Raw genomic sequence first — 24,472 nt, 5'->3', positions numbered from 1 at the left:
GGAACAGCAGGCAGCGTCGTCCGAATCGAGACCCGCGAATCCCCCACCACCCCCTACCTCGACATCACCTTCGACGACTGAGATCGGACGGCTCGGGCGGCCAGGCCGGAGCTCCGCGACGCCTCAGCGCACCGCCACCGTCGCGCGGTCGCGGCCGGTGAGGTCGCGCTGCGTGGTCGCTCCGCGCCAGCCGTCGGCGGTGAGCAGGGCGCGGATCTCGGAGCCCTGCAGCTCGCCGTGCTCCATCACCAGCACTCCCCCGGAGCGGAGCAGGCGGAGGGCGGTCGCCGAGAGCGAGCGGACGACGTCCAGGCCGTCCTCGCCGCCGTAGAGCGCCGAGGGCGGGTCGAACAGGCGCACCTCCGGGTCGCGCGGGACGGCGGCGGCCGGGATGTAGGGCGGGTTGGAGACGACGACGGAGACGGTGCCGTCCAGCTCGGGAAGTGCCCGGGCGAGGTCGTCGAAGACGATGCGGGCGTTCTCGAGCCCGAGCCGCTCGCGGTTGCCGCGGGCCCAGATGAACGCCTCGGGAGCGTTCTCCACGCCGATCACGCGCGCGTGCGGCACCTCGTGCGCAAGCGCGAGCGCCAGGGCTCCGCTGCCCGTGCCGAGGTCGACGGCGATCGGCTCCGGATCGACGACCGCTCGGAGCGCGTCGATCGCGATCTGCGCGACGCCCTCGGTCTCGGGTCGCGGGACGAACACGCCGGGTCCGACCGCGAGCTCGAGCGAGCGGAACGGTGCGATCCCGGTGATGTGCTGCAGGGGCTCGCGAGCCGACCGGCGCTCGATCGCGCTCGCGAACGCCGCGGCGTGCTCCTCGTCGACGCTCAACCCCGTGATGAGGCGCGCCTGCAGCCGGCCGCGGCCGAGCCCGAGCAGGTGCCCGAGAAGCAGCTCCGCATCGACGTCCGGCGTGGGGACGCGGGCGGCGGCGAGGCGGGCGACCGCGTCCGCGAGGAGGGTGCGCGCGTCGACACCGGTGGTCACGAGGGTCACGCCTCCTCGGAGCCGATGTCGGCCAGGCGGGCCTCCTCGTCGGCCTGGATGGCGCTCTCCACCACCGGGTCGAGCGCGCCGTTCATCACGCCGTCGAGGTTGTACGCCTTGTAGCCGGTGCGGTGGTCGGCGATGCGGTTCTCGGGGAAGTTGTAGGTCCGGATGCGCTCGGAGCGGTCCATCGTGCGGATCTGCGTCTTGCGCGCGTCCGAGGCCGCCGCGGCGATCTCCTCCTGCTGGCGGGCCAGGATGCGGGCGCGCAGCACGCGCATGCCCGCTTCGCGGTTCTGCAGCTGGCTCTTCTCGTTCTGCATCGACACGACGATGCCGGTCGGGAGGTGGGTGATCCGCACGGCGGAGTCGGTCGTGTTGACGGACTGCCCGCCGGGACCGGAGGAGCGGTAGACGTCGATCTTCAGGTCGTTCTGGTTGATCGCGACCTCCTCGGGCGCGTCCACCTCGGGGAACACGAGCACGCCCGTGGTCGAGGTGTGGATCCGCCCCTGCGACTCGGTCACGGGGACGCGCTGCACCCGGTGCACGCCGCCCTCGTACTTGAGGTGCGCCCACACGCCCTGCGAGGGATCGGTGGCGTTGCTCTTGATCGCGACCTGCACGTTCTTGTAGCCGCCGAGGTCGGACTCGTCGCGGTCGAGGATCTCCGTCTTCCAGCCCTTCGCCTCGGCGTAGTGCAGGTACATCCGGAGGAGGTCGGCCGCGAACAGCGCGCTCTCGGCTCCGCCCTCGCCGCCCTTGATCTCCATGATGACGTCGCGGCCGTCGTCGGGGTCGCGCGGGATGAGCAGGCGCCGCAGCTTCTCCTGCGCCACCCGCAGCGACTCCTCCAGCTCGGGGACCTCCTCCGCGAAGGCCTCGTCCTCGCGGGCGAGCTCGCGCGCGGCCTCGAGGTCCTCGCCGGCCTGGATCCAGGCGGAGTGGGCCGCCTTGATCTGGCTCAGCTCCGCGTAGCGCCGGTTGACCTTCTTGGCGCGGGCGGCATCGGCGTGGAGTGCCGGGTCGGAGAGCTGCGTCTGCAGGTCCTCGTGCTCGGCGAGGAGGACGCTGACGGATTCGAACATGGGGTCCTGGCTTCCGGAGGTGGTCGGGGTCGGGCTCATCGCCCGGGGACGCGAAAACGTCCGCGGCCGCCCCCGGTGACAGGGGCGACCGCGGACGTCGGGGCGCTAGTGGTGGCCGTTGCCGTGGCCGGCGGTGGCCGGGCCGACGGCCGACTTCGAGACCTGCATGAGGAACTCGACGTTGGACGAGGTCTCCTTCAGGCGCGACAGGATGATCTCGAGCGCCTGCTGCTGGTCGAGCCCGGCGAGGGCGCGGCGCAGCTTCCAGGTGATCTTGACCTCGTCGGCGCTGAGCAGCATCTCCTCGCGGCGCGTGCCGGAGGCGTTCACGTCGACGGCGGGGAAGATCCGCTTGTCGGCGAGGTGACGGGAGAGGCGGAGCTCCATGTTGCCGGTGCCCTTGAACTCCTCGAAGATCACCTCGTCCATCTTCGAGCCGGTCTCGATGAGCGCCGTCGCGAGGATGGTGAGCGAGCCGCCGTTCTCGATGTTGCGCGCCGCGCCGAAGAACTTCTTCGGCGGGTACAGCGCCGAGGCGTCCACGCCGCCCGAGAGCACGCGGCCCGAGGGAGGAGCGGTCACGTTGTAGGCGCGGCCGAGACGGGTGATGGAGTCGAGCAGCACGACCACGTCGTGGCCCAGCTCGACCAGGCGCTTGGCGCGCTCGATCGCGAGCTCGGCGACGGTCGTGTGGTCCTCGGCCGGGCGGTCGAAGGTGGAGGCGACGACCTCGCCGCGCACGGTGCGCTGCATGTCGGTGACCTCCTCCGGACGCTCGTCGACCAGGACGACCATCAGGTGGACCTCCGGGTTGTTCTGCACGATCGCATTGGCGATCTGCTGCAGGACGATGGTCTTGCCTGCCTTGGGCGGCGCGACGATCAGGCCGCGCTGTCCCTTGCCGATCGGGGCGACCAGGTCGATGATCCGCTGGGTCAGCTTGCCGGGCTCGGTCTCGAGGCGCAGGCGCTCGGTCGGGTAGAGCGGCGTGAGCTTCTGGAACTCGACGCGCGCAGCGGCCTCCTCGACGGTCTGGCCGTTGATCGAGTCGACGCGGACGATCGCGTTGTACTTCTGGCGGCCGCCGCCCTCGCCCTCGCGGGGCTGGCGGATGGCGCCGACGACCGCGTCGCCCTTGCGCAGGTTGTACTTCTTGACCTGGCCGAGGGAGACGTAGACGTCGCTGACGCCGGGCAGGTACCCGGTGGTGCGCACGAAGGCGTAGTTGTCGAGGACGTCGAGGATGCCGGCGACCGGGATGAGGACGTCGTCCTCGCCGATCTCGGGCTCGAAGTCGTCGCCGATCGCTCCGCCGCGGCGCTTGCGGTCGCGGTAGCGGCTGCGGCGGCCGTCCTCGCCCTCGGCCTGCTGGCCGTTCTGGGGCTGTCCGGAGCCGTTCTGCTGAGGAGCCTGCTGGCCCTCGGACTGCGCGGCGCCGCGCGCGCCTTGGCCGTTCTGCGGCTGGGACTGCGCGGCGGGGCTCTGCTGAGCGTCGTTCTGGCGGTCGTCCCCGCGGTTGCGGTTCCGGTTGCGTCGGTTGCGGCCGCGGCCGGTGCCCTGCTGGTCGCCGTTCTGCTGCTGGTCTCCGCCCTGCTGCTCCTGCTGGTCGCCGGAGTCGGAGGAGTCGGCGTCGTTCTCGGCGGGCGCCTGCTCGGCCTGCTCGCTCTGCTCGGAGGCGCCCCCGCGGCTGCGGCGGCGTCCGCGGCGCTCGCGCTGGCCGCCCTCGCGGGAGGAGTCGTCCGACTCCGGCCCGTTGGGCAGCTCGATGTCGATGACGGGCTTCGCGGCCTGGTCGGCGTCGCGGTCCTGCTCGATGACGGGGAGGTCGGGGATCAGCGACTCGACGCCGGTCCCGCCGGGGATGTTGAGGTGCTCGCCGGCGGCGACGGTGCCGCTGGAGGCGCGGCGCGAGCTGCGTCGGCGGGGCGCTCGCTCGGCGGGCTCGGCGACCGGCTCGGCCGCCGCGGGGAGCTCGAGCTCGACGGGGGCCGACTCGGCGGCCGTCGCGGAGGGCTCGTCGACGGTGGGCGCGGCCTGCTCGAGGACGTCGGCCGTGTCGGCCTCGGTGCTCTCGACGGGCGTCGGCAGCTCCGCCGGCACCTCGGGCTGCGGAGCGGACTGCTCGGCCACATCGGCCGGCTCGGCCTCGACGCCGGTGGCGTCGACGTCCGGGGCGACCGCTGCGTCGTCCGGAGCGACCGCGTCGGCGATCGCGGCGGGCGCGTCCTCGGCGGAGGCGGCGCGCAGGTCCGAGATGGCCTGGACCAGCTCGCCCTTGCGGAGCTTGGAGGCGCCGCCGAGGCCGAGCCGCGTCGCGAGAGCCTGGAGCTCGGCGACGCGCAGACCGGAGAGGTCGGCGGTGAGGTCCACGGTCGAGCCGTGGGTGTTGACGTCTGTCACTGGAGAGGGTTCCTTCCCCCCGGGAACGAGTGCTCACCGGGAGAGCTCATCGACCGTGCGGTGCCATCGCGTGTTCTGATCCACGCGATGCTCTCGGCCGCCGGGACCGACTGCCGCAGAGAGCGAGGAGAGGGCCCGGAGACCAGGCGCCGGTCTGCAAGAGGAGCAGGGGCGCCCTTCACACGATGTGATGGCCGTGGTTGTCGGGACGATCCGTCGGACAGATTCCGCTCGTTACGCGGTTCCTCGGGATGCGGTCCCCACTGTAGCACCCTTGAAGTCGACGGCCAGCATGTGCGCGCGCCACGGCGTGGGGGCCTCCCGCTCCACCAGATCCGCGGCGGCGAGGCGCTGGGCGGGGTCGCTGCAGAGCACCAGGACGCTCGGTCCGGCACCCGAGACGACGGCGGCGTAGCCGTTCGAGCGCAGCAGCGCGATCAGCGCTGAGGTCTCGGGCATGGCGGCCGCGCGGTAGTTCTGGTGCAGCTTGTCCTCGGTCGCCGCGAACAGCAGCTCCGGGCTCTGGATGAGGGCGGCGATCAGGAGAGAGGAGCGCGAGACGTTGAACACCGCGTCCTCGTGCGGCACGCTCTGCGGCTGCAGCGAGCGGGCCAGCCGCGTCGACATGGTGTGCTCGGGCACGAAGACGACCGGGGACACGCCGCGGTGGACCATGAGCTTCTTCGAGCGCGGGCGCAGCGGCGAGTCGTCGGCGCCGGAGGCGTGCGGCTCGACCCAGGCGATGGTGAGGCCGCCGAACAGCGCGGGCGCCACGTTGTCGGGGTGCCCCTCCATCTCGGTGGCGATGCGGAGGAGGTCGTCCGAGTCGAGCTCGACGACGCCCTCGAGCAGGCCCTTCGCGGCCATGATGCCGGAGACGATCGCGGCGCCGGACGAGCCCATCCCGCGGCCGTGCGGGATGATGTTGCGCGCGATCACCTCGATGCCGGGCATCTCCTGCCGCTGGTCGGCGAACGTGTACGCGATGGCCTGCACGACGAGGTTCGTCTCGTCGGTCGCCACCTCGCCCTCGCCGACTCCGTGCACGGTGACCCGCGCACCCGTGGCCGCGACGGCCGTCACGTCGAGCTCGTCGTAGAACGAGAGCGCCAGGCCGAGCGTGTCGAAGCCGGGGCCCAGGTTCGCCGAGGTGGCGGGGACCTTGACGTGGACGGTGCGGCCGACGGGAACCGCCGAGGTCATGCGCCGGCCAGCCCCAGCACGTCGGCGATCGCGGCGGTGTCGACCGGGACGACGGTCGGCGTGATGTCCGCGCCGTCGGCCGTGCGGAGCGCCCACTGCGGGTCCTTGAGCCCGTGGCCGGTGACCGTCAGGACGATGGTGGCGTCCTTCGGGATCGCTCCGGCCTCGGCGCGCTCGAGGAGCCCCGCGACGCTGATCGCCGACGCCGGCTCGACGAAGACGCCGACCTCGCCCGCGAGGATGCGGTACGCCTCGAGGATCTTCTCGTCGCTGATCGCGCCGAAGTAGCCGTCGCTGACGGTGCGCGCGTTCAGGGCGAGCTCCCACGAGGCCGGGTTGCCGATCCGGATCGCGCTGGCGATCGTCTCGGGGTGGCGGACCGGGGCGCCGTGCACGATCGGAGCCGAGCCCTCGGCCTGGAAGCCGAACATGCGCGGGAGGCGGGTCGACTCGCCGCGCTCGAGCTCCTCCGAGTAGCCGCGGAAGTACGCGGTGTAGTTGCCCGCGTTGCCGACCGGGACGATGTGGAAGTCCGGCGCGTCACCCAGCACCTCGACGACCTCGAAGGCCGCGGTCTTCTGGCCGGCGATGCGATCCGGGTTCACCGAGTTGACCAGGTGGACCGGGTAGTTCTTCGCGAGGTCGCGGGCGATGTCGAGGCAGTCGTCGAAGTTGCCCTGCACCTGCAGCAGCTGCGCGTTGTGCGCGATCGCCTGGCTGAGCTTGCCCAGGGCGATCTTGCCCTCCGGCACCAGGACGGCCGCGGTGATGCCGGCGTGCGTCGCGTAGGCGGCGGCCGACGCGGAGGTGTTGCCGGTCGAGGCGCAGATGACGGCCTTCGCGCCGTGCTCGACGGCCTTCGAGATCGCCATGGTCATGCCGCGGTCCTTGAAGGAGCCGGTCGGGTTCATGCCCTCGTACTTGACCCACACCTTCGCGCCCGTGCGCGCCGAGAGCGCCGCCGCGGGGATGAGCGGCGTGCCGCCCTCGCCGAGAGTGATGACCGGGGTCGCCTCGGTGACATCGAGGCGGTCCGCGTACTCGTGCAGGACTCCGCGCCACTGCTTGGCCATCTCAGGCTCCTTCAACTCGTAGAACGGACGTCACGGCGCCGACGAAACCATGCGAATGGAGGGCGGTGACGGTGGCCGCCAGATCGGATTCCGCCGCGGCGTGCGTGCCGATGACCAGGGTAGCGGTCGGCTCGCGCCGCTCCGCACCGCCCTGCTCCTCCAGCGGGTCGGCGCCGGGCGGGGTCTGCACCAGGGTCTCGACCGAGACGCCGTGGTCGGCGAAGACGCCCGCGATCTGCGCGAGCACGCCGGGGCGGTCGAGCACCTCGAGGGTGACCTGGTAGCGGGTGGTGACGTGGCCGATCGGGAGGACCGCGAGCCCGGAGCTCGCGCTGGTCACCAGGCCGGGGCCGCCGACGACGTGGCGGCGGGCGGCCGAGACGACGTCGCCGAGGACGGCGGAGGCCGTCTCGATCCCGCCGGCGCCGGCGCCGTAGAACATCAGGTCGCCGGCCGCCTCCGCCTCGACGAAGACCGCGTTGTTGGCCCCGTGCACGGCCGCGAGCGGGTGGGAGCGGTGCACGAGCGCGGGGTAGACCCGCGCGGACACGCCCTCCACGCCGGTCTTGGCGTCGGTCAGCCGCTCGCAGATCGCGAGCAGCTTGATCACGTAGCCGGAGTCGCGGGCCTGGTCGACCTGCGCCTTCGTGATGCCGGTGATGCCCTCGCGGTGCACCAGGGTGACCGGGACGTCGGTGTGGAACGCGAGGCGGGCGAGGATCGCCGCCTTCTGCGCCGCGTCGTAGCCCTCGATGTCGGCGGTCGGATCGGACTCGGCGTAGCCGAGCTCGGTCGCGCGGGCGAGCGCGTCCTCGAGGCTCGCGTGCTCGGTGTCCATCCGGTCGAGGATGTAGTTGGTCGTGCCGTTGACGATGCCGAGGATGCGGTGGACCCGGTCGCCGGCGAGGCTGTCGCGCAGCGGCCGGATGATCGGGATCGCGCCGGCGACGGCCGCCTCGTAGTTGAGCTGGGCGCCCACCTGGTCGGCGGCCTCGAAGAGCTCGTTGCCGTGGGCGGCGAGCAGAGCCTTGTTGGCCGTGATCACGTCCGCGCCCGACGAGATCGCCGTGAGGATGTGGCTGCGGGCGGGCTCGAGCCCGCCGATCAGCTCGACCACGATGTCGGCGCCCAGGATCAGCGACTCGGCGTCGGTGGTCAGGAGGTGCTTCGGGATGTCGGCGGTGCGGGGCGCGTCCACGTCCCTGACGGCCACGCCTACGAGCTCCAGCGGCGCCCCCACGCGCTGGGCGAGCTCGTCGCCGTGGTCGAGCAGGAGGCGCGCCACCTGGGCACCGACGGACCCGGCACCCAGCAGGGCGACGCGGAGGCTGCGGTACTCGATCATCGGGAGGTGGCCTTTCGTTCGATGCCGGCGTCGCGGCGGAGGAGGTCCTCCTCGGTCTCGCCGCGCACGAGGACGCGCGAGCGCCCGTCGCGGACGGCGACCACCGGGGGGCGCCCGAGGTAGTTGTAGTTGCTGGCGAGCGACCAGCAGTAGGCGCCGGTCGCGGCGACGGCGAGCAGGTCGCCCGGCCGCACGTCCGCGGGCAGGAAGTCGTCGTGGACGACGATGTCGCCCGACTCGCAGTGCTTCCCGGCCACCCGCACGAGGGCGGGCTCGGCCGAGGAGGAGCGGTCGGCGATCCGCGCCGTGTAGTCGGCGCCGTAGAGCGCCGGACGGGCGTTGTCGCTCATGCCGCCGTCGACGCTGACGTAGCGGCGGACCGCGGTCGAGCCCTCGGAGCCGACCGTCACGTCCTTCACGGTGCCCACCTCGTAGAGGGTGACGCCGGCGGGCCCGATCAGCGAGCGGCCGGGCTCGATCGCGATGTGCGGCACCGGGACGCCGCGGGCGGCGCACTGCTCGGCCACCGCGTCGGCGACGGCGGCCGCGATCTCGGCGATCGGCGTCGGGTCATCGGCGCTGGTGTAGGCGATGCCGAAGCCGCCGCCGAGGTTGAGCTCCGGCACGGGGCCGTCCGCGAGCAGAGCCGCGTGGACGTCGAGCAGGCGCGACGCCGACTCCGCGAACCCGGCGGAGCCGAAGATCTGGGATCCGATGTGGCAGTGCAGCCCGAGGAACCGCAGGGAGGAGAAGGAGCGGATGCGGGCGACCGCGGCCGGGCAGTCGGCGAGTGCGAGGCCGAACTTCTGGTCCTCGTGCGCCGTGGCGAGGAACTCGTGGGTGTGCGCGTGCACTCCGCTGTTGACCCGGAGGCGCACCGCCTGCACGCGGCCGTGCCGCTCGGCCGCGGCTGCGACGCGCTCGATCTCGACGAGGCTGTCGAGCACGATCGTGCCCGCGCCCACCTCGACGGCCCGGTCGATCTCGCGGAGCGACTTGTTGTTGCCGTGGAGGCCGAAGCGCTCGGGCTCGATCCCGGCGGCGAGGGCCACCGCCATTTCGCCGCCGCTGGAGAGGTCGAGGTTCAGGCCCTCGTCGCGCATCCAGCGGGCGACCTCGGTCGAGAGGAACGCCTTGCCCGCGTAGTAGACCGTGACGCCGGTGCCGATGCGGCCGAGCTCGCGAGCGAAGACCTCGCGCATCTCGACGGCCCGGCGGCGGGCGTCGGCCTCGTCCACCACGTAGAGAGGAGTGCCGTGCTCGCGCACCAGCTCGGCGACGGGCACTCCGGCGATCCGGATCCCGCCGTCCTCGCCGCGCTCGGCGCTGTCCGGCCACACGCCGTCGGCCAGGGCGTTCGGGTCGGCGGGCGTGTGCAGCCACTCAGGCGCGAGCGGATGCCGGGGGGCGCGGGCGCGGGCGTCGACGGTGTCCACGGGTGAGACCTCACAGGAGAGAGTGGGAGCGTCACTGCGGGGCGAGCGGGTCCGGATTGACCCCTGAAGCCAGCGATGTCAGTGTTCGGCCCGCGGAAGACGCCGGCACAGGGCTCCGATCCTACCGGTCCGGGGCGGCGGCGCCGCGCGGGCTCAGGCGCAGGTGCCCGGTTCCTGCTCCGCGGGGTCGCTGAGGAACGTCGGAGAGAGCGCGAAGCTCGCGTTCAGCGACTCGTCGGCGACCTCGACTCCGGTCAGCGTCAGTCCGCGCGGCACCGAGTCCGCGATGCACACGGAGGACGGAGCGAGCAGGTCGCCGGAGACGGCGCCGAAGCGGTCGCGGAAGTCGGTCGCCGAGAAGGTCGCACCGGCGGCGGAGACCTCGGCCGGGGTCAGCCGGATGGCGCCGTCCACGGCGGCGAGCTCCATCCCCACGCCCGCGCCGAGCCGGAGACCCAGCACCTCGACGGAGGCGGTCACGCGCACGAGCGGAGCGTCCAGGGTCACCTCGTCGACAGGAACGGTGCTGCGCTCGGTGACGAGCCGCGACACCGAGGCCGCGTCGATCGCGACCGTCGTGCTGCCGGACTCGACCGCTCCGACGCCGCTCACCGGCACCCCGATCAGGGTCGCGGCGACGTCGCCGTCGAGCTCGCCGAACGTCACGTCCGAGCTGCGCAGGTCGAGCCGGTCCAGCCGCCCCGAGACGAGCTGCGGGAGCACGGCCCAGCCCGCGACGTCGACGTCCACCGCCCGGTCCGCGGGCAGTGCGAGCGCCTCGCGGAGGCTCGCGGCGGCGCGGTCCGCGACGGCGCGGCGGGCGAGCGAGTCACCCACCACCGCCGCGACCACGAGCAGCACCAGCACCACGACGACCACCACGGCCGCGCGTCCCCCGCGCCGGCGCCGCGGCGCCGCCCCCGACGCGCTCACATCCGGTCCGGGGCCGTGACGCCCAGCAGGGAGAGCCCGTTGCGGAGCACCTGCCCGGTCGCCTCGTTCAGGCGCAGCCGGGTCGAGTGCACGGCCTCGACCGGGTCCTCGCCCTGCGGCACGACCCGGCAGTTGTCGTACCAGCGGTGGTAGAGGCCGGCGACCTCCTCGAGATACCTCGCGACGCGGTGCGGCTCGCGCAGCTCCGCGGCGTGCGCCACGATGCGCGGGAACTCCTGCAGGCCGCCGAGCAGCGCCGACTCGGTCGGATGCACCAGCGTCTCGGGCGCGAACGGCTCGACGGGGACGCCCGACGCCGCGGCCTTCGCCGCGACCTGGCGGGTGCGCGCGTGGGCGTACTGCACGTAGTAGACGGGGTTGTCGTTGCTCCGCTTGGTCAGCAGGTCGAGGTCGATGTCGAGGGTCGAGTCGGCCGAGGAGCGCACCAGCGAGTAGCGCGCGGCGTCCACGCCGACGGCCTCCGTGAGGTCCTCCATCGTGACGACGGTCCCCGCCCGCTTGGACATCCGGACCGCCTCGCCGTCGCGGAGCAGGTTGACCAGCTGGCCGATCAGGATCTCGAGGTTCACGCCCGGGGTGTCGCCGAACGCCGCGCACATCGCCATCATCCGGCCGATGTAGCCGTGGTGGTCGGCGCCGAGCATGATGATCGCCCGATCGAAGCCGCGCTCGCGCTTGTCGAGGTAGTAGGCGAGGTCGCCCGCGATGTAGGCCGCCTCCCCGTCGCTCTTGATGATGACGCGGTCGCGATCATCGCCGAACGACGTGGTCCGCAGCCAGGTGGCGCCGTCGGCCTCGAAGATGTGCCCGAGCTCGCGGAGGCGCTCGATCGCGCGGTCGACGGCGCGCGACTCGTGCAGGGAGTTCTCGTGGAAGTACACGTCGAAGTCGACGCCGAACTCGTGCAGGCTCTGCTTGATCTCGCCGAACATCAGCTCGACGCCGATCGAGCGGAAGGTCTCGGCGAGCTCCTCCTCGGGCAGGACGGCGAGGTCGCCCGGGTAGGCGGCCGCGACGCGCTCGGCGATGTCGCCGATGTAGGCGCCGCCGTAGCCGTCCTCCGGGGTCGGCTCGCCGCGGTGGGCGGCGAGGAGGCTCCGCGTGAAGCGGTCGATCTGCGCGCCGTGGTCGTTGAAGTAGTACTCGCGGGTCACCTCGGCGCCCTGCGAGAGGAGCATCCGGGCCAGGCTGTCGCCGACCGCCGCCCAGCGCGTCCCGCCGATGTGGATGGGGCCGGTGGGGTTGGCGGAGACGAACTCGAGGTTCATCCGGACGCCGGCGTAGGCGGACCCGGTGCCGTAGGCCTCGCCCGCCTCGACGATCGCGCCGGCAAGTGCGCCCGCGGCCGCGGCCTCGAGCCGGACGTTGAGGAAGCCGGGACCGGCGACCTCGACGGTGGCGACGCCCTCGACCGCGCCCAGCCCCTCGGCCAGCTCGGCGGCGAGTTCGCGCGGGTTCGCGCCGACCCGCTTCGCGAGCTTCATCGCGATGTTCGAGGCCCAGTCGCCGTGGTCGCGGTTCTTCGGGCGCTCCAGCACGACGTCCGAGAGCTCGACGCCCGCATCGCTCCCCCGTCGCTGCACGGCGTCGAGGACGAGGGCGTGCAGGGAGGCGGCGAGCTGTTCGGGAGTCACGGGGAGCGATTCTACCGGCCGCCGCGCCCGCGCCCCCCGTCCCTCCTGCACCGCGGGGCCGCTCGGCAGGGCGGCGTTGCTAGGGTGCGACGCATGCGCCGTCCCGCCGCCCTCCTCCTCGTCGCCCTCGCCGCGGCGGCCCTCTCCGGCTGCTCCCCCGCGGCCGACCCGGAGCCGAGCGCGAGCGGCGCCGTCAGCGGCACGCCGATCCCCCTCGCCTGCGAGCAGCTGGTCCCGGCCTCGGCGCTCGCGGGCCTGTGGGGCGGATTCTCCCCGGAAGACGGCATCGGGACCACCGCCGTCTCCGAGGAGATCGCCCAGTACGACGGCCTGGTCTGCGGATGGTCCGACGATTCGGGCGCCGAGCTGCAGCTGGCCGTGGCCCACCTCGACCCCGCGGTGATCGAGGCGCTCAAGAACGAGTTCTTCACCACCAGCAAGGCCGTCCCCACCTACGGCAAGCCGCCGGAGATCGAGGGCTACTACCAGGTGGCCGAGGGGCGGGGCGTCGCGGACGCCTTCGTCGGCGAGTACTGGATCGAGGCGTCCAGCGCCTCCTTCGTCGAGCCGGGCGACCCCGAGCCGCTCGTGCGGTCGGCGATCGGCGTCCTCGCCGGCTGAGCCCCGGCGTCAGCCCAGGCGCACCGGCGAGACGTGGTCGTCGACGAGCGCCGCGTCGCAGTCGGCCTCCACGCTCATCCCGGTCAGGCGCAGGTCCGTCAGGTAGCTGCTGAGGAACGCGGTGTCCGCCGTGTCCCGGCCGGACGAGATGCGCAGCATCGACCCGCGCGGAGCCAGCCGGGTCGCGTCCACGACGTGCCAGGCGCCGCCCACCCAGGCCTCCGTGACCGCGTGGAAGTCCCGCGGCTCGAGGCCCGGCGCGTAGACCGCCGTCACCCGGGCGGGGATGTCGAGGGCGCGGAGCAGCCCGGCGACCGTGTGCGCGAAGTCCCGGCACACGCCCTGGCCGCTCTCGATGACCTGCGCCGCTCCCCCGGTGCCGACCGTCGACCCGTAGACGTACGACAGGTGGCCGTGCACCCATTCCTCGACGGCCGCCAGCGCCTCGAAGCCCCGGGCCCGCCCGAACTCGCGCCGGGCGATCCCGCCGAGCACGTCCGCCTCGGCGTACCGGCTCGGCCGCAGGTACTCGACGAGCTCGAGCTCGCTCGGCTCGTCCGGAGCGCCGCGCCCGGCGACCCGCGCCCGGTACTCGACCCGCAGGTCGCCCTCGTTCCCCGCGACGCGGTGCACGCGGGCGCCGTGCCGCGCAGGGAACTCCCGCACCGGCACGTCCTGCCCGTCGAGCCGGACGGTGAAGGAGTCCTCGAACGAGTCGCCCGTGGGCGTCGCCGCCACCAGGAAGATCAGGTCGGTCGGGCCGTTCAGACGCAGATCCAGCGAGGCGGAGACAGTGCGCAGCATGGCTCCATCGTGGCATGCGCGAGGACCGCTCCCGGCGTCGGGGCCCGCCCCGCCCGGGTGCTAATGTGGTCAGGCACTCCTGGCCCCCATAGCTCAGGGGATAGAGCACTGCCCTCCGGAGGCAGGGGCGTAGGTTCGAATCCTACTGGGGGCACATCTGCGGTTTTCCGCTCTCCTTCCTCGCGCATGGGCGCTCAGCTCCGGTGCTCGACGCCCCTCGAGGCGCACCCCTCCATCACGGACCGAGCGGCGTCACCCGGTGGGCGACCGAGTCCGACCGTGGCGCTCCTCACCCGGCGCTCCGACACTCCCGAGACAGCACGAAGGCCCGCGATCGTCGATCACGGGCCTTCGGAACGTTCACCACCGGCACTCGGCCGGTCGGGCTCACTCGTAGAGGTGGAAGGTGCCGGCGCAGTCGGCCGAGCAGAAGCCGTCGCGGCGACGGGCCGAGGCCGCTCCGCATGCTTCGCAGCGGCGGCGTCCGAGCATCCGCGAGATCAGGCTCTGAGGCGCCGACGCGACCACCGAGACCGGGGTGTCGGGGCGCACGGGGGCTCCCGTGGTCGAATCGAGCTGGATCCCAGCGGTGTCGAGCGTGGCGCGGAGCATCCGTGTTCCTTCCGATCGGTGAACCATGTGCGAGCACTGTATTGCCAGTCCCTGAGATTCTGCGAAGGGCTTGACGCGGCTCGTGATCGAGAGTAGCCGAAATCGACACCTGTCGGTCAGTCCGGATCGACCCGGGGAACGACGAACAGCCGTGCCCCTTCCTGGCGGAGAGGGGCACGGCTGTTCGGGTGTCGGGGATCGGTGGGCGGACGACGCCGGAGCTCATGGGAGCGGGGCGTCGGGCCCGGAACGACCGGGAAGTGGGCCTAGTACGCGCCGCTGGTGCTCCGGGTGTCGACCGCCACCGTCGATGCGGGAACCGGGACCGGTCGCAGGGCGGGGAGCGAGGCGCTCCTGCCCGTGCGGAACGGCAGCAGGACGAGCATGACGGGGAGAAGGACGATCCACAGGAGGACTGACAGCGCGAGACGCGCCCAGATGGAAAGAATATTGAGCATGTTTGTGCCGCCTTCGGGTGACGGTAGAGGTGAACTTCGCGAACAGTATCATCGGGCCGACGGGGGGAGAAGAGTAGAATTGCGCCATTGATCGCGCCTCTCCCGCCACGCCCCCCAGCGGTCTGTCATTCCTCATTCGTCGCCCAGCGCCGATCGGATGGGTCGATCCCGCATCCGATCGACACACGGCCCGCGCAGTGCGTCCTCCTGGGAGCCGGGCCGTAGGGTGAGCGCGTGAAGATCCTTGTCGTCGAAGACGATCCAGCCATGGGTGAGGCCCTCGTCGGCGGCCTCGAAGACGCCGGCTACGAGGCCGTGCTCACCACGAACGGCATCGACGCGCTCGTCGCGTTCAGCAACGCCGAGTTCTCGGCCGCCATCGTGGACGTCATGCTCCCGGCGATGTCGGGCTTCGAGATCTGCCGCCGGATCCGCGAGCTCGGCCGGCCCACGCCGATCATGCTGCTGACCGCGCGGGACGCGATCGAGGACCGCGTCTTCGGGCTCGACGCCGGAGCGGACGACTACCTGACCAAGCCGTTCGCGTTCACCGAGCTCAACGCGCGCCTCCGGGCCCTCCTGCGCCGCAGCCCGTCGCTGATGTCCACCTCGATCGACGTCGGACGCATCACCGTGGACGGATCGAGCATCCGGCGCACCGCCGACGGCTCGCGCATCCACGTCAGCCCGAAGGAGCTCGAGCTCCTCAAGCTCCTCATCACTCCCGTCGGCTCCGTCGTGACCCGCCAGCGGATCCTCTCCGAGATCTGGGGCGGCGGCGAGATCGTCGACAACAACATCGTCGACCAGTACGTCAGCTACCTGCGCAAGAAGCTCCCGACCGAGGACACGGGCGTCAGCATCGTGACCGTCCGCGGCAAGGGCTACTTCCTCCGCCCGGTCGAGTAGCCCGTGTCGCGGATGAGCACGGCACGCCGCAGGGTCGGCGCGCTCTCGATCCGCGCGAGGATCACCGTGGGAACGGTCGCTGTGGCGACCGCCCTCTTCGCGCTCGCGGCGCTGCTCTTCTACCAGGTGGTCACCGGCATCGTCGACCGCAGCGAGCGGACGATCCTGATGTCGATCGAGGACGAGGTGCGCCGCGACATCTCGGCGGGCAACGTCCCGCGCACGCAGGGCTCGTCGACGGGCCAGCTGTTCCTCGCCCTCGCTCCCGACGGGAGCGTCAGCACCTCGACCATGCCCTCGCGCCTGAGCGGCGAGGTGCTCAGCGCTCTGGCGGAGGAGCCCGCCGACACCTCGCCCCGGTACGCCGACGTGACGACGGCGAACGGCAGCTACCTGGTCCGCTTCACGGCCATCGAGAGCGATCGCGGCGTCTGGCAGGTCGCCTCCGCCCGCGATCAGGCCGCGTCGCAGCTCGTCCTCGACGACTTCGCCCACGTGCTCGTCTACGCCGCGATCTTCCTCGTCGTCACGTTCGGGCTCGCCTCGTGGATCCTGACGGGCGCGGCCCTCGCCCCGGTGCGCCGGATGCGGGCGCGCGCGGATCAGATCGCCGCCGAGCCCGGGCAGGGCGACCAGCTCCCGGTCGTCGGCACGCGCGACGAGATCGACGAGCTCGCGGTGACGCTGAACGCGTTCCTGACCAAGCAGACCGCGTCGCTGGCCCGGGAGAAGCAGATGGTGTCGGATGCGAGCCACGAGCTCCGCACTCCCCTCGCCGCGCTCTCCGCCCAGCTCGAGATCGCCCACCACCGCGTCGACGACCCGGTCGCGGTCGACCGGGTCATCCTCGACGCGCAGAAGAGCGTCGACCGGCTCGTGCGCCTCGCATCCGCCCTCCTCGACATCTCGCGCATCGAGAGCCGCACCGTCCGCCCGACCGCTCCCTTCGCCGAGCTCGTCGACGAGCTGGTGGGCGCCGTCGACCGCACCCGCCTGCTCGCCTCGGAGTCGGGGGTGGAGATCGACTACGAGATCGACGAGCGCGAGCCGGCGCGGCTCTACGCGGTCGCGTCCCAGGACTTCGGCCGGGTGATCGACAACCTCGTGAGGAACGCGATCCAGGCGATGAACGGCGGCGGCATGATCGTCGCCTCCCTCTCGCAGTCGGACGGGCGCCTGATGCTCAGCGTCTCGGACGACGGACCGGGGATGCCCGACGCCTTCATCCCGGTCGCCTTCGACCGCTTCTCCCGCCCGGACGACTCCCGCACCCTCGCCTCCGGCGGCAGCGGTCTGGGGCTGGCCCTGGTGCACACCACCGTGCTCTCGGCCGGCGGGACGGTCGCCCTGGTCAACCGCTCCCCCCGGGGTCTCGCGGTCGACATCGTCCTCCCGCCCGTCGGCTCCGCCTGAGCCGCCCCGCCCCCGGAACGACGAAGGCCCCCGGCGGACCGGGGGCCTTCGTGGAGGATCGTCAGCGCGGGTCGTCCTCGGGGCGGACGGGCTGCGGCTGCGGGTCGCCGACCGCGGCGGGCGGCGGAGCCCAGGCCGTCTGCGGCGCCTCCGCCGGGGAGGTGCCGCCGTCGAGCAGGTTGCGCGCGCGGTTGACCACCTCGGGGTCCACGAGCACGGAGTAGCTGGTCGCGATCACCTGCATGGTCGAGGTGAAGTCGCGACGGCGGCGGTTCACGGCGTAGGAGGCGAGCCCGAAGAGCATCCCGAAGCCGGCGCCGAGGAGGACCGCCGCGATGAGGAAGGAGAGCTCCGTCGTCGGCGAGAAGATGATGAGCAGGAGGCCCAGGAAGACGCCGAGCCAGGCGCCGGAGGCCGCTCCGGCGAGAGCGACGCGGCCCCAGGTGAGCTTGCCGGTCACCCGCTCGACGCTCTTGAGCTCGTTGCCGATGATGGCGAGCTGGCGCACCGGGAAGTCGGCGCGGGCGAGCACGTCGACGGCGGCCTGCGCCTCCTGGTACGTGTCGAACGTGGCGAGGATCTCCCCGCGCGGGATCGTGGGGAAGGCCGGCCCTCGGCCGCTGAACGGCGTCTGCTGAGTCACCCGGACAGAATCGCACAGGCCACTTGAAGATCTCTGAACGGATTCGGAGAACCGGCCGAGGGCGAGCCGGGAACGCTCGGCGTCCGCCCGGCTGCACGGGACTAGGTTTGTAGCCGTGAGTTCCGCCAGAGTCTTCGTCGCGCGCTTGGCCGGATGCAGTGTCTTCGACCCGGCCGGCGATCGCGTCGGCAAGGTCCGCGACGTGCTCCTGGTCTACCGGCAGAACGACGCCCCGCGGGTGGTCGGCCTGGTGGTCGAGATCCCCGGGCGCCGTCGCGTCTTCGTGTCGATCGGCCGGGTCACCAGCATCGGCAGCGGCCAGATCATCACCACCGGGCTGATCAACGTGCGCCGCTTCGAGCAGCGGGGCGGCGAGGTCCGCGTCATCGCCGAGCTCCTCGGCCGCCGGGTGAGCTTCGTGGACGGCTCCGGTGACGCGGTCGTCGAGGACGTCGCGATCGAGGAGGCCGCACCCGGCGAGTGGGAGCTCGCGCAGCTCTTCGTCCGCCGGCCCAAGACCAGCCCCTCCCCCTTCGCCAAGGGCGCGACCGCCTTCGCCGGCTGGCGCGAGGTCCGCGAGAGCGTCTCGACCGAGGCGCAGTCCGCCGAGCAGTACGTCGCCAGCCTCTCCGAGCTCAAGCCCGCCGACCTCGCCAGCACGCTCCTCGACCTGCCGCAACAGCGGATGCTCGAGGTCGCCGGCGAGCTCTCGGACGACCGCCTCGCGGACGTGCTCGAGGAGATGCCCGAGAGCGAGCAGGTCGAGATCCTCGGCCGGCTCGACGACGACCGCGCCGCCGACGTCCTCGACCAGATGCAGCCGGACGACGCGGCCGACCTGATCGCCCAGCTCTCGGAGGAGCGCGGCGAGGCGCTCCTGGAGCTGATGGAGCCCGAGGAGGCGGACGACGTCCGCATGCTCCTCACCTACGCTCCGGAGTCCGCCGGCGGTCTGATGACCACGGAGCCGATCATCGTCTCCTCCGAGGCGACCGTCGCCGAGGGTCTCGCCCTCATCCGCCGCCACGAGCTCGCCCCGGCCCTCGGCGCCGCCGTCTGCGTCACGCTGCCGCCCTACGAGCCGCCGACCGGCCGCTTCCTCGGCATGGTGCACTTCCAGCGAATGCTCCGCTACCCGCCGCACGAGCGCCTCGGCACCCTGCTCGACCAGAGCATGGACCCGATCACGCCCGAGACCTCGGCGGCCGAGGTCGCCCGGATCCTGGCCAGCTACAACCTCGTCTCGGTGCCCGTCGTCGACGCGTCCCACCGCCTCGTCGGCGTCGTGACCATCGACGACGTCCTCGACTACCTCCTCCCCGACGACTGGCGCAGCCACGGCGACGACGACGAACCGAGGAAGCCGGTGACGACGGCGACGCAGGGCGTACCGCTCGTGCCGCCGGCACCCGCGGCGACAGGCAGGACACGACGGGGACGGAGGGGCGCGCGTGGCTAGGGACACCAAGCAGGACCGGCGCCTGGACGCTCCCAAGGGCTTGCGCACCCGCGTCCTCTCGCGGCGGAACCGCCCGAGCAGCGACCGCTTCGGCCGCCTGACCGAGTCGTTTGCCCGCGGCATGGGCACGCCGTGGTTCCTGGTCGGCATGACGATCTTCTGCGTCTTCTGGCTGATGTTCAACACCTACGGGCCCGCGGACGCGCGCTTCGACTCGCAGGCCCTCGGCTTCACGGTGCTGACGCTGATCCTCTCGCTGCAGGCCTCCTACGCCGCGCCGCTGCTGCTGCTCGCGCAGAACCGCCAGGACGACCGCGACCGCGTCCAGATCGAGCAGGACCGGCAGCGGGCCGAGCGCAACCTCGCGGACACCGAGTACCTCGCGCGCGAGGTCGTGGCCCTGCGCCTGGCGATCCGCGACATGGCGAGCAAGGACTTCATCCGCTCGGAGCTGCGCGGACTGCTCGAGGAGCTCGAGAAGGATCGGGCGCAGGAGCCCGAGCGGCGCGATGCCTGACGTCGCCGCCATCGAGACCGCCGTCAGGACGGCGCTGGCCCGCGTCGTCGATCCGGAGATCCGGAAGCCCATCACCGAGCTCGACATGCTCGAGTCGGTCGAGGCGGCCGTCGACGGAGCGGTCCGCGTCACGATCCGACTGACCATCGTCGGCTGCCCGGCCGCCTCCGCGATCGAGCGTGACGTGCGCGAGGCCGCGGCATCGGCTCCCGGAGTCACGGCGGTCGACGTCGTGGTCGGAGTCATGACGTCGGCGCAGCGCACCGCCCTCACCGAGCGCCTCCAGGGCGGCCGCCGGAGCATGCCCTTCGGCCCGGACTCGCTCACCCGCGTGTACGCGGTCACCAGCGGCAAGGGCGGCGTCGGCAAGTCGACCGTCACCGCCAACCTCGCGGTCGCCCTCGCTCAGCGGGGTCTCGCGGTCGGCCTCGTGGACGCCGACGTGCACGGCTTCTCCATCCCCGGCCTGCTCGGCTTGATGCACGACGGGCGCGTCGCGGGGCCCACCCGCGTCGGCGAGCTGATGCTGCCGCCGGTGGCGTACGGCGTGAAGGTCATCTCGATCGGGATGTTCCTCGAGGGCGACACCCGCGGGGCGGCCGTCTCCTGGCGCGGGCCCATGCTGCACCGCACGATCTCCCAGTTCCTCACCGACGTGTACTTCGGCGACCTCGACGTGCTCCTGCTCGACCTGCCTCCCGGCACGGGGGACGTGGCGATCTCCATCGGGCAGCTGCTCCCGCATGCGGAGGTCCTCATCGTCACCACACCGCAGCCGGCGGCCGCCGACGTGGCCGAGCGCAGCGGCGCGCTCGCCCGCCAGTCGGGTCAGCGCATCGTCGGAGTGGTCGAGAACATGTCCGGACTCCCCCAGCCCGACGGCTCGGTGCTGGAGCTCTTCGGCAGCGGAGGCGGCGCCGAGGTCGCGCGTCGGCTCACCGCGGCGGGCGACGAGGTGCCGCTGCTCGCGTCGCTGCCGATCTCCGTCGCGCTGCGGGCGGGGGGCGATGAGGGCGTGCCCGTCGTCGTCGGCGATCCGGAGGATCCTGCTGCCCGGGCGATCGACGCCCTGGCGGCGACGCTCGCCGCGCGGCCGCGGGGACTGATCGGCCGTCGGCTTCCGCTCGCCGTCGGCTGACGCCTCCGCGCGGCTTGGTGCGGACGGCGTCGGTCGGGACGCCCGCCCGGCGCACCTCGCGGAGCAGGGCTCAGGTGGCCTCGGAGTCGATCGGCGGCGGCGCGACGCTCGAGAGCGTGCCGGACGAGACGGAGCGCTGCATCGTCGTGTAGTAGCTGTCCTGCGCGGAGCCGGTGCCGCCCGGCACGACCGGAGCGGCGACAGCGGTGGGCGGCTTCACGGTGGGGGCCGGATCGTCCTCGAGCAGGGCGTCGCGGATGATGCGGCGGGGATCATACTGGCGCGGGTCGAGCTTCTTCCAGTCGACGTCGTTGAACTCGTCGCCCATCTCGTCCTTGACGCGCTCCCGGGCCTGCGTGGCGAATCCGCGCACCTTGCGCACGAGCTGCCCGAGCTGGGCGGCGTAGTGCGGGAGGCGGTCGGGACCCAGCACGAAGACGGCGATGACCCCGATGATGAGGAGCTTGTCGAACGTCAGACCGAACACGAGGACAACACTAACCCGCCGCGCCTCCCTCGCGGAGCCCGCGCGCCACCGTACCCTGACGATGCCCGGGCGCGATCCGCCCGGTGCACCGATCAGAGGAGCGCCCCCGTGTCCGACAAGGATGCCAACTGGAAGTACGCCGAGGACGCGGTCGTCGAGTCGGAGGCCATCGCCTCGGCCCGCCGGCTCTCGGTCGAGCTGGGCATCGACGCCGTCTCCCCCTCGATCGGCGCGCAGGCCGCGCTGGTCGCCGCCGCGGCGCGCGCGACCTCCATCATCGAGATCGGCACCGGCACCGGAGTGAGCGGCCTGTGGCTGCTCGACGGCGCCCCCGAGGCCATGCTCACCTCGATCGACTCCGAGGCGGTGCACCAGCAGCACGCGCGCGCCCAGTTCCACGAGGCGGGCATCTCGCCCAACCGGCTGCGGCTCATCCCGGGCCGCGCCCTCGAGGTGCTGCCCCGGATGAACGAGAACTCCTACGACATCGTCTTCGTCGACGGCGATCCGCTGCAGGTCATCGAGAACGTCGAGCACGCGCTGCGGCTCGTCCGTCCGGGCGGGACGGTCCTCGTCCCCCACGCGCTCTGGCGCGGACGCGTGGCCAACCCCGCGCAGCGCGACGAGATCGCGACGGCGTTCCGCACGCTGGTGGCCGAGGTCTGCGCCTCCCCCGCCGTGGTCAGCGTGCTCTCGCCGATCGGCGACGGCCTGCTGCAGGCCAACAAGCGCCGCGCCTGACGAGCGCGGCCGACCGAGGAAAGACGGAACGCCCGCCGCACGGTGTGCGACGGGCGTTCACGACGGTGCGGATCAGGCGGGAGACACCACCGACGCGAGCGCGTCGTGCAGCTCTTTCGCCTCTGCATCGTTGACCGAGACGACGAGGCGTCCGCCTCCTTCGAGCGGAACGCGCACGACGATGAGTCGGCCCTCCTTAACAGCCTCCATCGGTCCGTCTCCGGTCCTCGGCTTCATGGCCGCCATAGAGTTCCCCTTTCGTGACGTATCCCCCTATTATCGTGCATCCGCGGGGGTGTTCCGAACCGCGCCCGGAAGTCGGGCGTCAGCCGATCACGGCGGGGACCAGTCGCCCGGGGTGAACACCCAGCACAGCAGCACCCAGACGATCTGCCCGACGATCGATGCGGCCACCACGAACACCCTCAGGAGAGTCGACCGCGGCACCGCGAGCGCCCCGGCCAGCGGGAACATCGGCATCAGGATGCGGAACGTGCTCGACTGCGGGTAGAAGAACGCGAAGAGGTAGATCGCGTAGCCGCCGACCCAGAGCCGCGAGAAGACGTCGAGGCTGCGCGTGGCCCGCGAGAACAGGATCGCCAGGAATCCGAGCACCACCACGACGGTGATGCCCATGCCCGTGATCGGCGAGCCGAACCAGAGGCCTCCCCACCAGCCTCCACCGGCGAACCAGGAGGTGAAGGGGATGAGCTCGCCCTCGCCGATGAAGACGCTGCGCCAGGCGAGCTCGGTGTCGGTGTAGGCGGTGAAGGAGCCGGTCACGGCCCAGGCGATGAGCAGCCAGGCGAAGCCCACCGCGAGGGACCAGACCGTGAGGGCGACCGTGAAGGCGAACTCCCGGCGGGCGAACGGCTCGGTGCCGTGCACGTGGCGCCAGACGCGGTAGAGGAAGTAGAGGCCCGTCATCGCCGCGATCGCGAGGCCGCTCGGGCGCAGGAGCCCCACGACCAGCACGACGGGGAACGTCCAGATCCACTTGCGGCGCACCAGCAGGAGGAGCAGCACGGCCGTCAGGAGGATGCCGCCGGACTCCGCGTAGCCGATCTGCAGGATCGGGGACGTCGGAGCGACGCAGAAGAAGACGATCCCCATCAGCGCCTGGCCCTCGCTGAGCGAGACGCGGAACAGCCGGTAGATCACCAGGCACGCCGCTGCACTGCAGACCAGGGCGACGAGCACCGCCGCGTTCGCCCAGTCGAGCCCGGTGATGTTCATCAGGCCGCGGACGGTGAACGGGTAGACGGGCATGAACGCCCAGGGGTTCTGCTCCACGGCTCCGGACGGCGAGAGCGGCAGGACCGACGGGTACCCCGTCATCCCGATCCGCTCGTACCAGCCGCCGTCCCACGTCGTCGCGAACCGGACGTAGGTGTCGCGGAGTCCCGTCCACTCGACGCCCTGACGCACGGCGCCGACCCGGAGCATGATCACGGTCGTGACGACCCGCGACACGGCGAAGACCAGGAGCACCTGGATCCACCACGGGATCCTCCGGAGCAGACCCCAGCGGGAGCGGGACGGAGAGGCGTCCTCCGTCTCCGGCGCGATCGCGGTGGCGCTCACGCGAGCGGCCCGCGGTCCGTCGAGGAGGCGGTCGTCAGCGGGGAGCGGGCGGGTGTCGCCGCGGCTCGCCGGCGGGTCGGCCGGAGGAGGGGCGACGCGTGTCGCGGCTCACCGGCTGGCGTGAGGGGAGACATTCCGACGAGCATACCCGTGCGGGAGTCGGGAGTCCCCGGAGGAGCACCGCGCCGGGCGGGCGCGCGGCACGATCACGGCGGAGTCCAGTCCGATCCGGCGACGGCCCAGCAGATCGAGATCCAGCCGATCTGGCCGCCGATCCCGAGCAGGACCAGCGCGACGCGGAAGACCGGCGAGCGCGGCACCGCCAGCGCTCCGACGAGCGGGAACATCGGGCCCAGCAGCCGGAAGGTGCTCGACTGCGGGAAGAAGAACGCCAGCAGGTAGACGCCGTACCCGGCGACCCAGGCCCGGCTGAAGAGATCGAGCCGCCGTGTCCACGGTGCGGCGAGGATCCCGACGAACGCCGCCAGCAGGAGCACCACCAGCACGACGCCGACGGCCGGAGCACCGAACCACCACGAGCCCCACCAGGCGCCGCCCTGGAACCACGGGGTCAGCGGGAGCAGCTCCTGGTAGCCGATGTAGACCGCACGCCACGCCAGCTCGGTGTCGGTGTACGCGGTCATCGACCCGGTGACGGCCCACGCCACGGCGGGCCAGAGGAAGCCGACCACGAGCCCCCACGCCGTCAGGCCCACGGCCGGCAGCCACTCCGACCGCGGGAACGGCTCCGTGCGGCGCCGGACGAACCGGTAGACGACGTAGAGGCCGAGCGCGGCGGCGAAGGCGAGCCCGCTCGGCCGGGTCAGGCCCAGCAGCAGCACGACGGGCACGACCGCGAGCCAGCGGCGCCGCACCAGGAGGAGGAGCGTGACCGCGGTCAGGAGCATCGCCATCGACTCCGCGTAGGCGAGCTGCATCAGCGGCGAGGTCGGCGCCACGCAG

The 24,472-nt window shown here is 72.4% G+C and carries 23 protein-coding genes, 1 tRNA gene and 1 pseudogene; 8 read left to right on the top strand and 17 right to left on the bottom strand.

Going from position 1 to position 24,472, the window contains the following annotated elements; genetic code table 11:
• Positions 1-123: 123 nt before the first annotated feature.
• The 9 genes from prmC to argS form a co-directional block, all read right to left on the bottom strand.
• Complete coding sequence (gene prmC / locus C5C82_RS14310) at positions 124-999, bottom strand: peptide chain release factor N(5)-glutamine methyltransferase (RefSeq protein WP_104294993.1); 876 nt, start codon at positions 997-999, stop codon at positions 124-126.
• Complete coding sequence (prfA, locus tag C5C82_RS14305; protein ID WP_104232724.1) at positions 996-2,078, bottom strand: peptide chain release factor 1; 1,083 nt, start codon at positions 2,076-2,078, stop codon at positions 996-998. The genes prmC and prfA overlap by 4 nt, the downstream gene beginning before the upstream one ends.
• 105 nt (positions 2,079-2,183) lie before the next feature.
• Positions 2,184-4,478, bottom strand: coding sequence for a transcription termination factor Rho (gene rho / locus C5C82_RS14300; protein WP_104294992.1), 2,295 nt, complete (start codon positions 4,476-4,478; stop codon positions 2,184-2,186).
• A gap of 234 nt (positions 4,479-4,712) precedes the next feature.
• Positions 4,713-5,681, bottom strand: a complete 969-nt coding sequence (gene thrB / locus C5C82_RS14295) for a homoserine kinase (protein WP_104225562.1) — start codon at positions 5,679-5,681, stop codon at positions 4,713-4,715.
• On the bottom strand, positions 5,678-6,754 hold the full coding sequence (thrC, locus tag C5C82_RS14290) for a threonine synthase (protein ID WP_104294991.1): 1,077 nt from the start codon (positions 6,752-6,754) through the stop codon (positions 5,678-5,680). The genes thrB and thrC overlap by 4 nt, the downstream gene beginning before the upstream one ends.
• A 1-nt stretch (position 6,755) precedes the next feature.
• Positions 6,756-8,099: a homoserine dehydrogenase gene (locus C5C82_RS14285; RefSeq protein WP_104223002.1), complete on the bottom strand. Its 1,344-nt coding sequence runs from the start codon at positions 8,097-8,099 to the stop codon at positions 6,756-6,758.
• Positions 8,096-9,535 carry a diaminopimelate decarboxylase gene (gene lysA, locus C5C82_RS14280; protein ID WP_104255072.1) on the bottom strand — a complete coding sequence of 480 codons (1,440 nt, stop codon included), beginning with the start codon at positions 9,533-9,535 and terminating at the stop codon, positions 8,096-8,098. The genes C5C82_RS14285 and lysA overlap by 4 nt, the downstream gene beginning before the upstream one ends.
• A 153-nt stretch (positions 9,536-9,688) precedes the next feature.
• The gene (locus tag C5C82_RS14275) at positions 9,689-10,417 is read right to left on the bottom strand and encodes an LmeA family phospholipid-binding protein (protein ID WP_104262485.1); all 729 of its coding nucleotides are present in this window, start codon (positions 10,415-10,417) and stop codon (positions 9,689-9,691) included.
• Between the two features lie 47 nt (positions 10,418-10,464).
• The gene (gene argS, locus C5C82_RS14270; protein ID WP_104222999.1) at positions 10,465-12,123 is read right to left on the bottom strand and encodes an arginine--tRNA ligase; all 1,659 of its coding nucleotides are present in this window, start codon (positions 12,121-12,123) and stop codon (positions 10,465-10,467) included.
• Positions 12,124-12,216: 93 nt separating this feature from the next.
• Between argS and C5C82_RS14265 the strand changes: the two genes are divergently transcribed.
• A complete protein-coding gene (locus C5C82_RS14265; protein WP_104294990.1) occupies positions 12,217-12,744 on the top strand; it encodes a hypothetical protein in 528 nt (175 codons plus the stop codon).
• Positions 12,745-12,753: 9 nt separating this feature from the next.
• Here the strand turns inward: C5C82_RS14265 and C5C82_RS14260 are convergent, their stop codons facing one another.
• Entirely contained in the window at positions 12,754-13,548 is a 795-nt protein-coding gene (locus C5C82_RS14260; protein ID WP_104291533.1) for a transglutaminase family protein, read from the bottom strand.
• Between the two features lie 82 nt (positions 13,549-13,630).
• Here C5C82_RS14260 and C5C82_RS14255 point away from each other — a divergent pair.
• Positions 13,631-13,702: transfer RNA gene (locus C5C82_RS14255), tRNA-Arg, on the top strand.
• A gap of 233 nt (positions 13,703-13,935) precedes the next feature.
• Here C5C82_RS14255 and C5C82_RS14250 read toward each other — a convergent pair.
• The gene (locus tag C5C82_RS14250) at positions 13,936-14,160 is read right to left on the bottom strand and encodes a hypothetical protein (RefSeq protein WP_104249561.1); all 225 of its coding nucleotides are present in this window, start codon (positions 14,158-14,160) and stop codon (positions 13,936-13,938) included.
• 266 nt (positions 14,161-14,426) lie between these two features.
• Complete coding sequence (locus tag C5C82_RS14245; RefSeq protein WP_104294989.1) at positions 14,427-14,618, bottom strand: hypothetical protein; 192 nt, start codon at positions 14,616-14,618, stop codon at positions 14,427-14,429.
• 234 nt (positions 14,619-14,852) lie between these two features.
• Here C5C82_RS14245 and C5C82_RS14240 point away from each other — a divergent pair, with 234 nt between their 5' ends.
• Together C5C82_RS14240 and C5C82_RS14235 are read left to right on the top strand one after the other, a co-directional pair.
• Complete coding sequence (locus C5C82_RS14240) at positions 14,853-15,527, top strand: response regulator transcription factor (RefSeq protein WP_258059273.1); 675 nt, start codon at positions 14,853-14,855, stop codon at positions 15,525-15,527.
• Between the two features lie 12 nt (positions 15,528-15,539).
• The gene (locus C5C82_RS14235) at positions 15,540-16,940 is read left to right on the top strand and encodes a cell wall metabolism sensor histidine kinase WalK (protein WP_146076469.1); all 1,401 of its coding nucleotides are present in this window, start codon (positions 15,540-15,542) and stop codon (positions 16,938-16,940) included.
• 61 nt (positions 16,941-17,001) lie between these two features.
• Here C5C82_RS14235 and C5C82_RS14230 read toward each other — a convergent pair whose 3' ends face one another.
• Positions 17,002-17,583 carry a general stress protein gene (locus tag C5C82_RS14230; protein ID WP_258059272.1) on the bottom strand — a complete coding sequence of 194 codons (582 nt, stop codon included), beginning with the start codon at positions 17,581-17,583 and terminating at the stop codon, positions 17,002-17,004.
• 115 nt (positions 17,584-17,698) lie between these two features.
• On the opposite strand from C5C82_RS14230, the gene C5C82_RS14225 reads away from it, so the two are divergent.
• From C5C82_RS14225 to C5C82_RS14215, 3 genes are read left to right on the top strand one after another with little or no spacing between them, the layout of a single operon-like run.
• The gene (locus C5C82_RS14225; RefSeq protein ID WP_104225554.1) at positions 17,699-19,042 is read left to right on the top strand and encodes a magnesium transporter MgtE N-terminal domain-containing protein; all 1,344 of its coding nucleotides are present in this window, start codon (positions 17,699-17,701) and stop codon (positions 19,040-19,042) included.
• Positions 19,035-19,559: a DUF1003 domain-containing protein gene (locus C5C82_RS14220; RefSeq protein WP_104222991.1), complete on the top strand. Its 525-nt coding sequence runs from the start codon at positions 19,035-19,037 to the stop codon at positions 19,557-19,559. The genes C5C82_RS14225 and C5C82_RS14220 overlap by 8 nt, the downstream gene beginning before the upstream one ends.
• Positions 19,552-20,697, top strand: coding sequence for an Mrp/NBP35 family ATP-binding protein (locus tag C5C82_RS14215; protein WP_104291535.1), 1,146 nt, complete (start codon positions 19,552-19,554; stop codon positions 20,695-20,697). Before C5C82_RS14220 ends, C5C82_RS14215 begins: the two co-directional genes overlap by 8 nt.
• Before the next feature lie 70 nt (positions 20,698-20,767).
• Here C5C82_RS14215 and C5C82_RS14210 read toward each other — a convergent pair whose 3' ends face one another.
• Positions 20,768-21,184, bottom strand: a complete 417-nt coding sequence (locus C5C82_RS14210; protein WP_146076468.1) for a twin-arginine translocase TatA/TatE family subunit — start codon at positions 21,182-21,184, stop codon at positions 20,768-20,770.
• Positions 21,185-21,292: 108 nt separating this feature from the next.
• On the opposite strand from C5C82_RS14210, the gene C5C82_RS14205 reads away from it, so the two are divergent.
• A complete protein-coding gene (locus C5C82_RS14205) occupies positions 21,293-21,925 on the top strand; it encodes an O-methyltransferase (protein ID WP_104222989.1) in 633 nt (210 codons plus the stop codon).
• A 72-nt stretch (positions 21,926-21,997) separates the two neighbouring features.
• On the opposite strand, the gene C5C82_RS14200 is transcribed toward C5C82_RS14205, so the two are convergent.
• From C5C82_RS14200 to C5C82_RS17660, 3 genes and pseudogenes are all read right to left on the bottom strand, one after another.
• The gene (locus tag C5C82_RS14200; RefSeq protein WP_068208299.1) at positions 21,998-22,171 is read right to left on the bottom strand and encodes a DUF3117 domain-containing protein; all 174 of its coding nucleotides are present in this window, start codon (positions 22,169-22,171) and stop codon (positions 21,998-22,000) included.
• A gap of 87 nt (positions 22,172-22,258) precedes the next feature.
• Positions 22,259-23,509: a hypothetical protein gene (locus C5C82_RS14195; protein ID WP_104294988.1), complete on the bottom strand. Its 1,251-nt coding sequence runs from the start codon at positions 23,507-23,509 to the stop codon at positions 22,259-22,261.
• 206 nt (positions 23,510-23,715) lie between these two features.
• Positions 23,716-24,472: pseudogene (locus C5C82_RS17660) on the bottom strand (hypothetical protein); the annotation flags it as partial.

Origin of the sequence: Rathayibacter sp. AY1D5 (genome assembly GCF_002932515.1) — a bacterium.
Lineage (GTDB): Bacteria > Actinomycetota > Actinomycetes > Actinomycetales > Microbacteriaceae > Rathayibacter.
The sequence above is the reverse complement of the archived record's forward strand: the minus strand, read 5'-3'. Positions and strand labels throughout refer to the sequence as shown.

What these genes read in the sequence shown, in the direction of transcription:
- C5C82_RS14250 (WP_104249561.1), bottom strand. Translation starts at nt 14,160, where the DNA reads ATGCTCCGCGCCACGCTCGACACCGCTGGGATCCAGCTCGATTCGACC.
- thrB (WP_104225562.1), bottom strand. Translation starts at nt 5,681, where the DNA reads ATGACCTCGGCGGTTCCCGTCGGCCGCACCGTCCACGTCAAGGTCCCC.
- C5C82_RS14215 (WP_104291535.1), top strand. Translation starts at nt 19,552, where the DNA reads ATGCCTGACGTCGCCGCCATCGAGACCGCCGTCAGGACGGCGCTGGCC.
- C5C82_RS14285 (WP_104223002.1), bottom strand. Translation starts at nt 8,099, where the DNA reads ATGATCGAGTACCGCAGCCTCCGCGTCGCCCTGCTGGGTGCCGGGTCC.
- thrC (WP_104294991.1), bottom strand. Translation starts at nt 6,754, where the DNA reads ATGGCCAAGCAGTGGCGCGGAGTCCTGCACGAGTACGCGGACCGCCTC.
- C5C82_RS14265 (WP_104294990.1), top strand. Translation starts at nt 12,217, where the DNA reads ATGCGCCGTCCCGCCGCCCTCCTCCTCGTCGCCCTCGCCGCGGCGGCC.
- C5C82_RS14245 (WP_104294989.1), bottom strand. Translation starts at nt 14,618, where the DNA reads ATGCTCAATATTCTTTCCATCTGGGCGCGTCTCGCGCTGTCAGTCCTC.
- C5C82_RS14235 (WP_146076469.1), top strand. Translation starts at nt 15,540, where the DNA reads ATGAGCACGGCACGCCGCAGGGTCGGCGCGCTCTCGATCCGCGCGAGG.
- C5C82_RS14260 (WP_104291533.1), bottom strand. Translation starts at nt 13,548, where the DNA reads ATGCTGCGCACTGTCTCCGCCTCGCTGGATCTGCGTCTGAACGGCCCG.
- prfA (WP_104232724.1), bottom strand. Translation starts at nt 2,078, where the DNA reads ATGTTCGAATCCGTCAGCGTCCTCCTCGCCGAGCACGAGGACCTGCAG.
- C5C82_RS14200 (WP_068208299.1), bottom strand. Translation starts at nt 22,171, where the DNA reads ATGGCGGCCATGAAGCCGAGGACCGGAGACGGACCGATGGAGGCTGTT.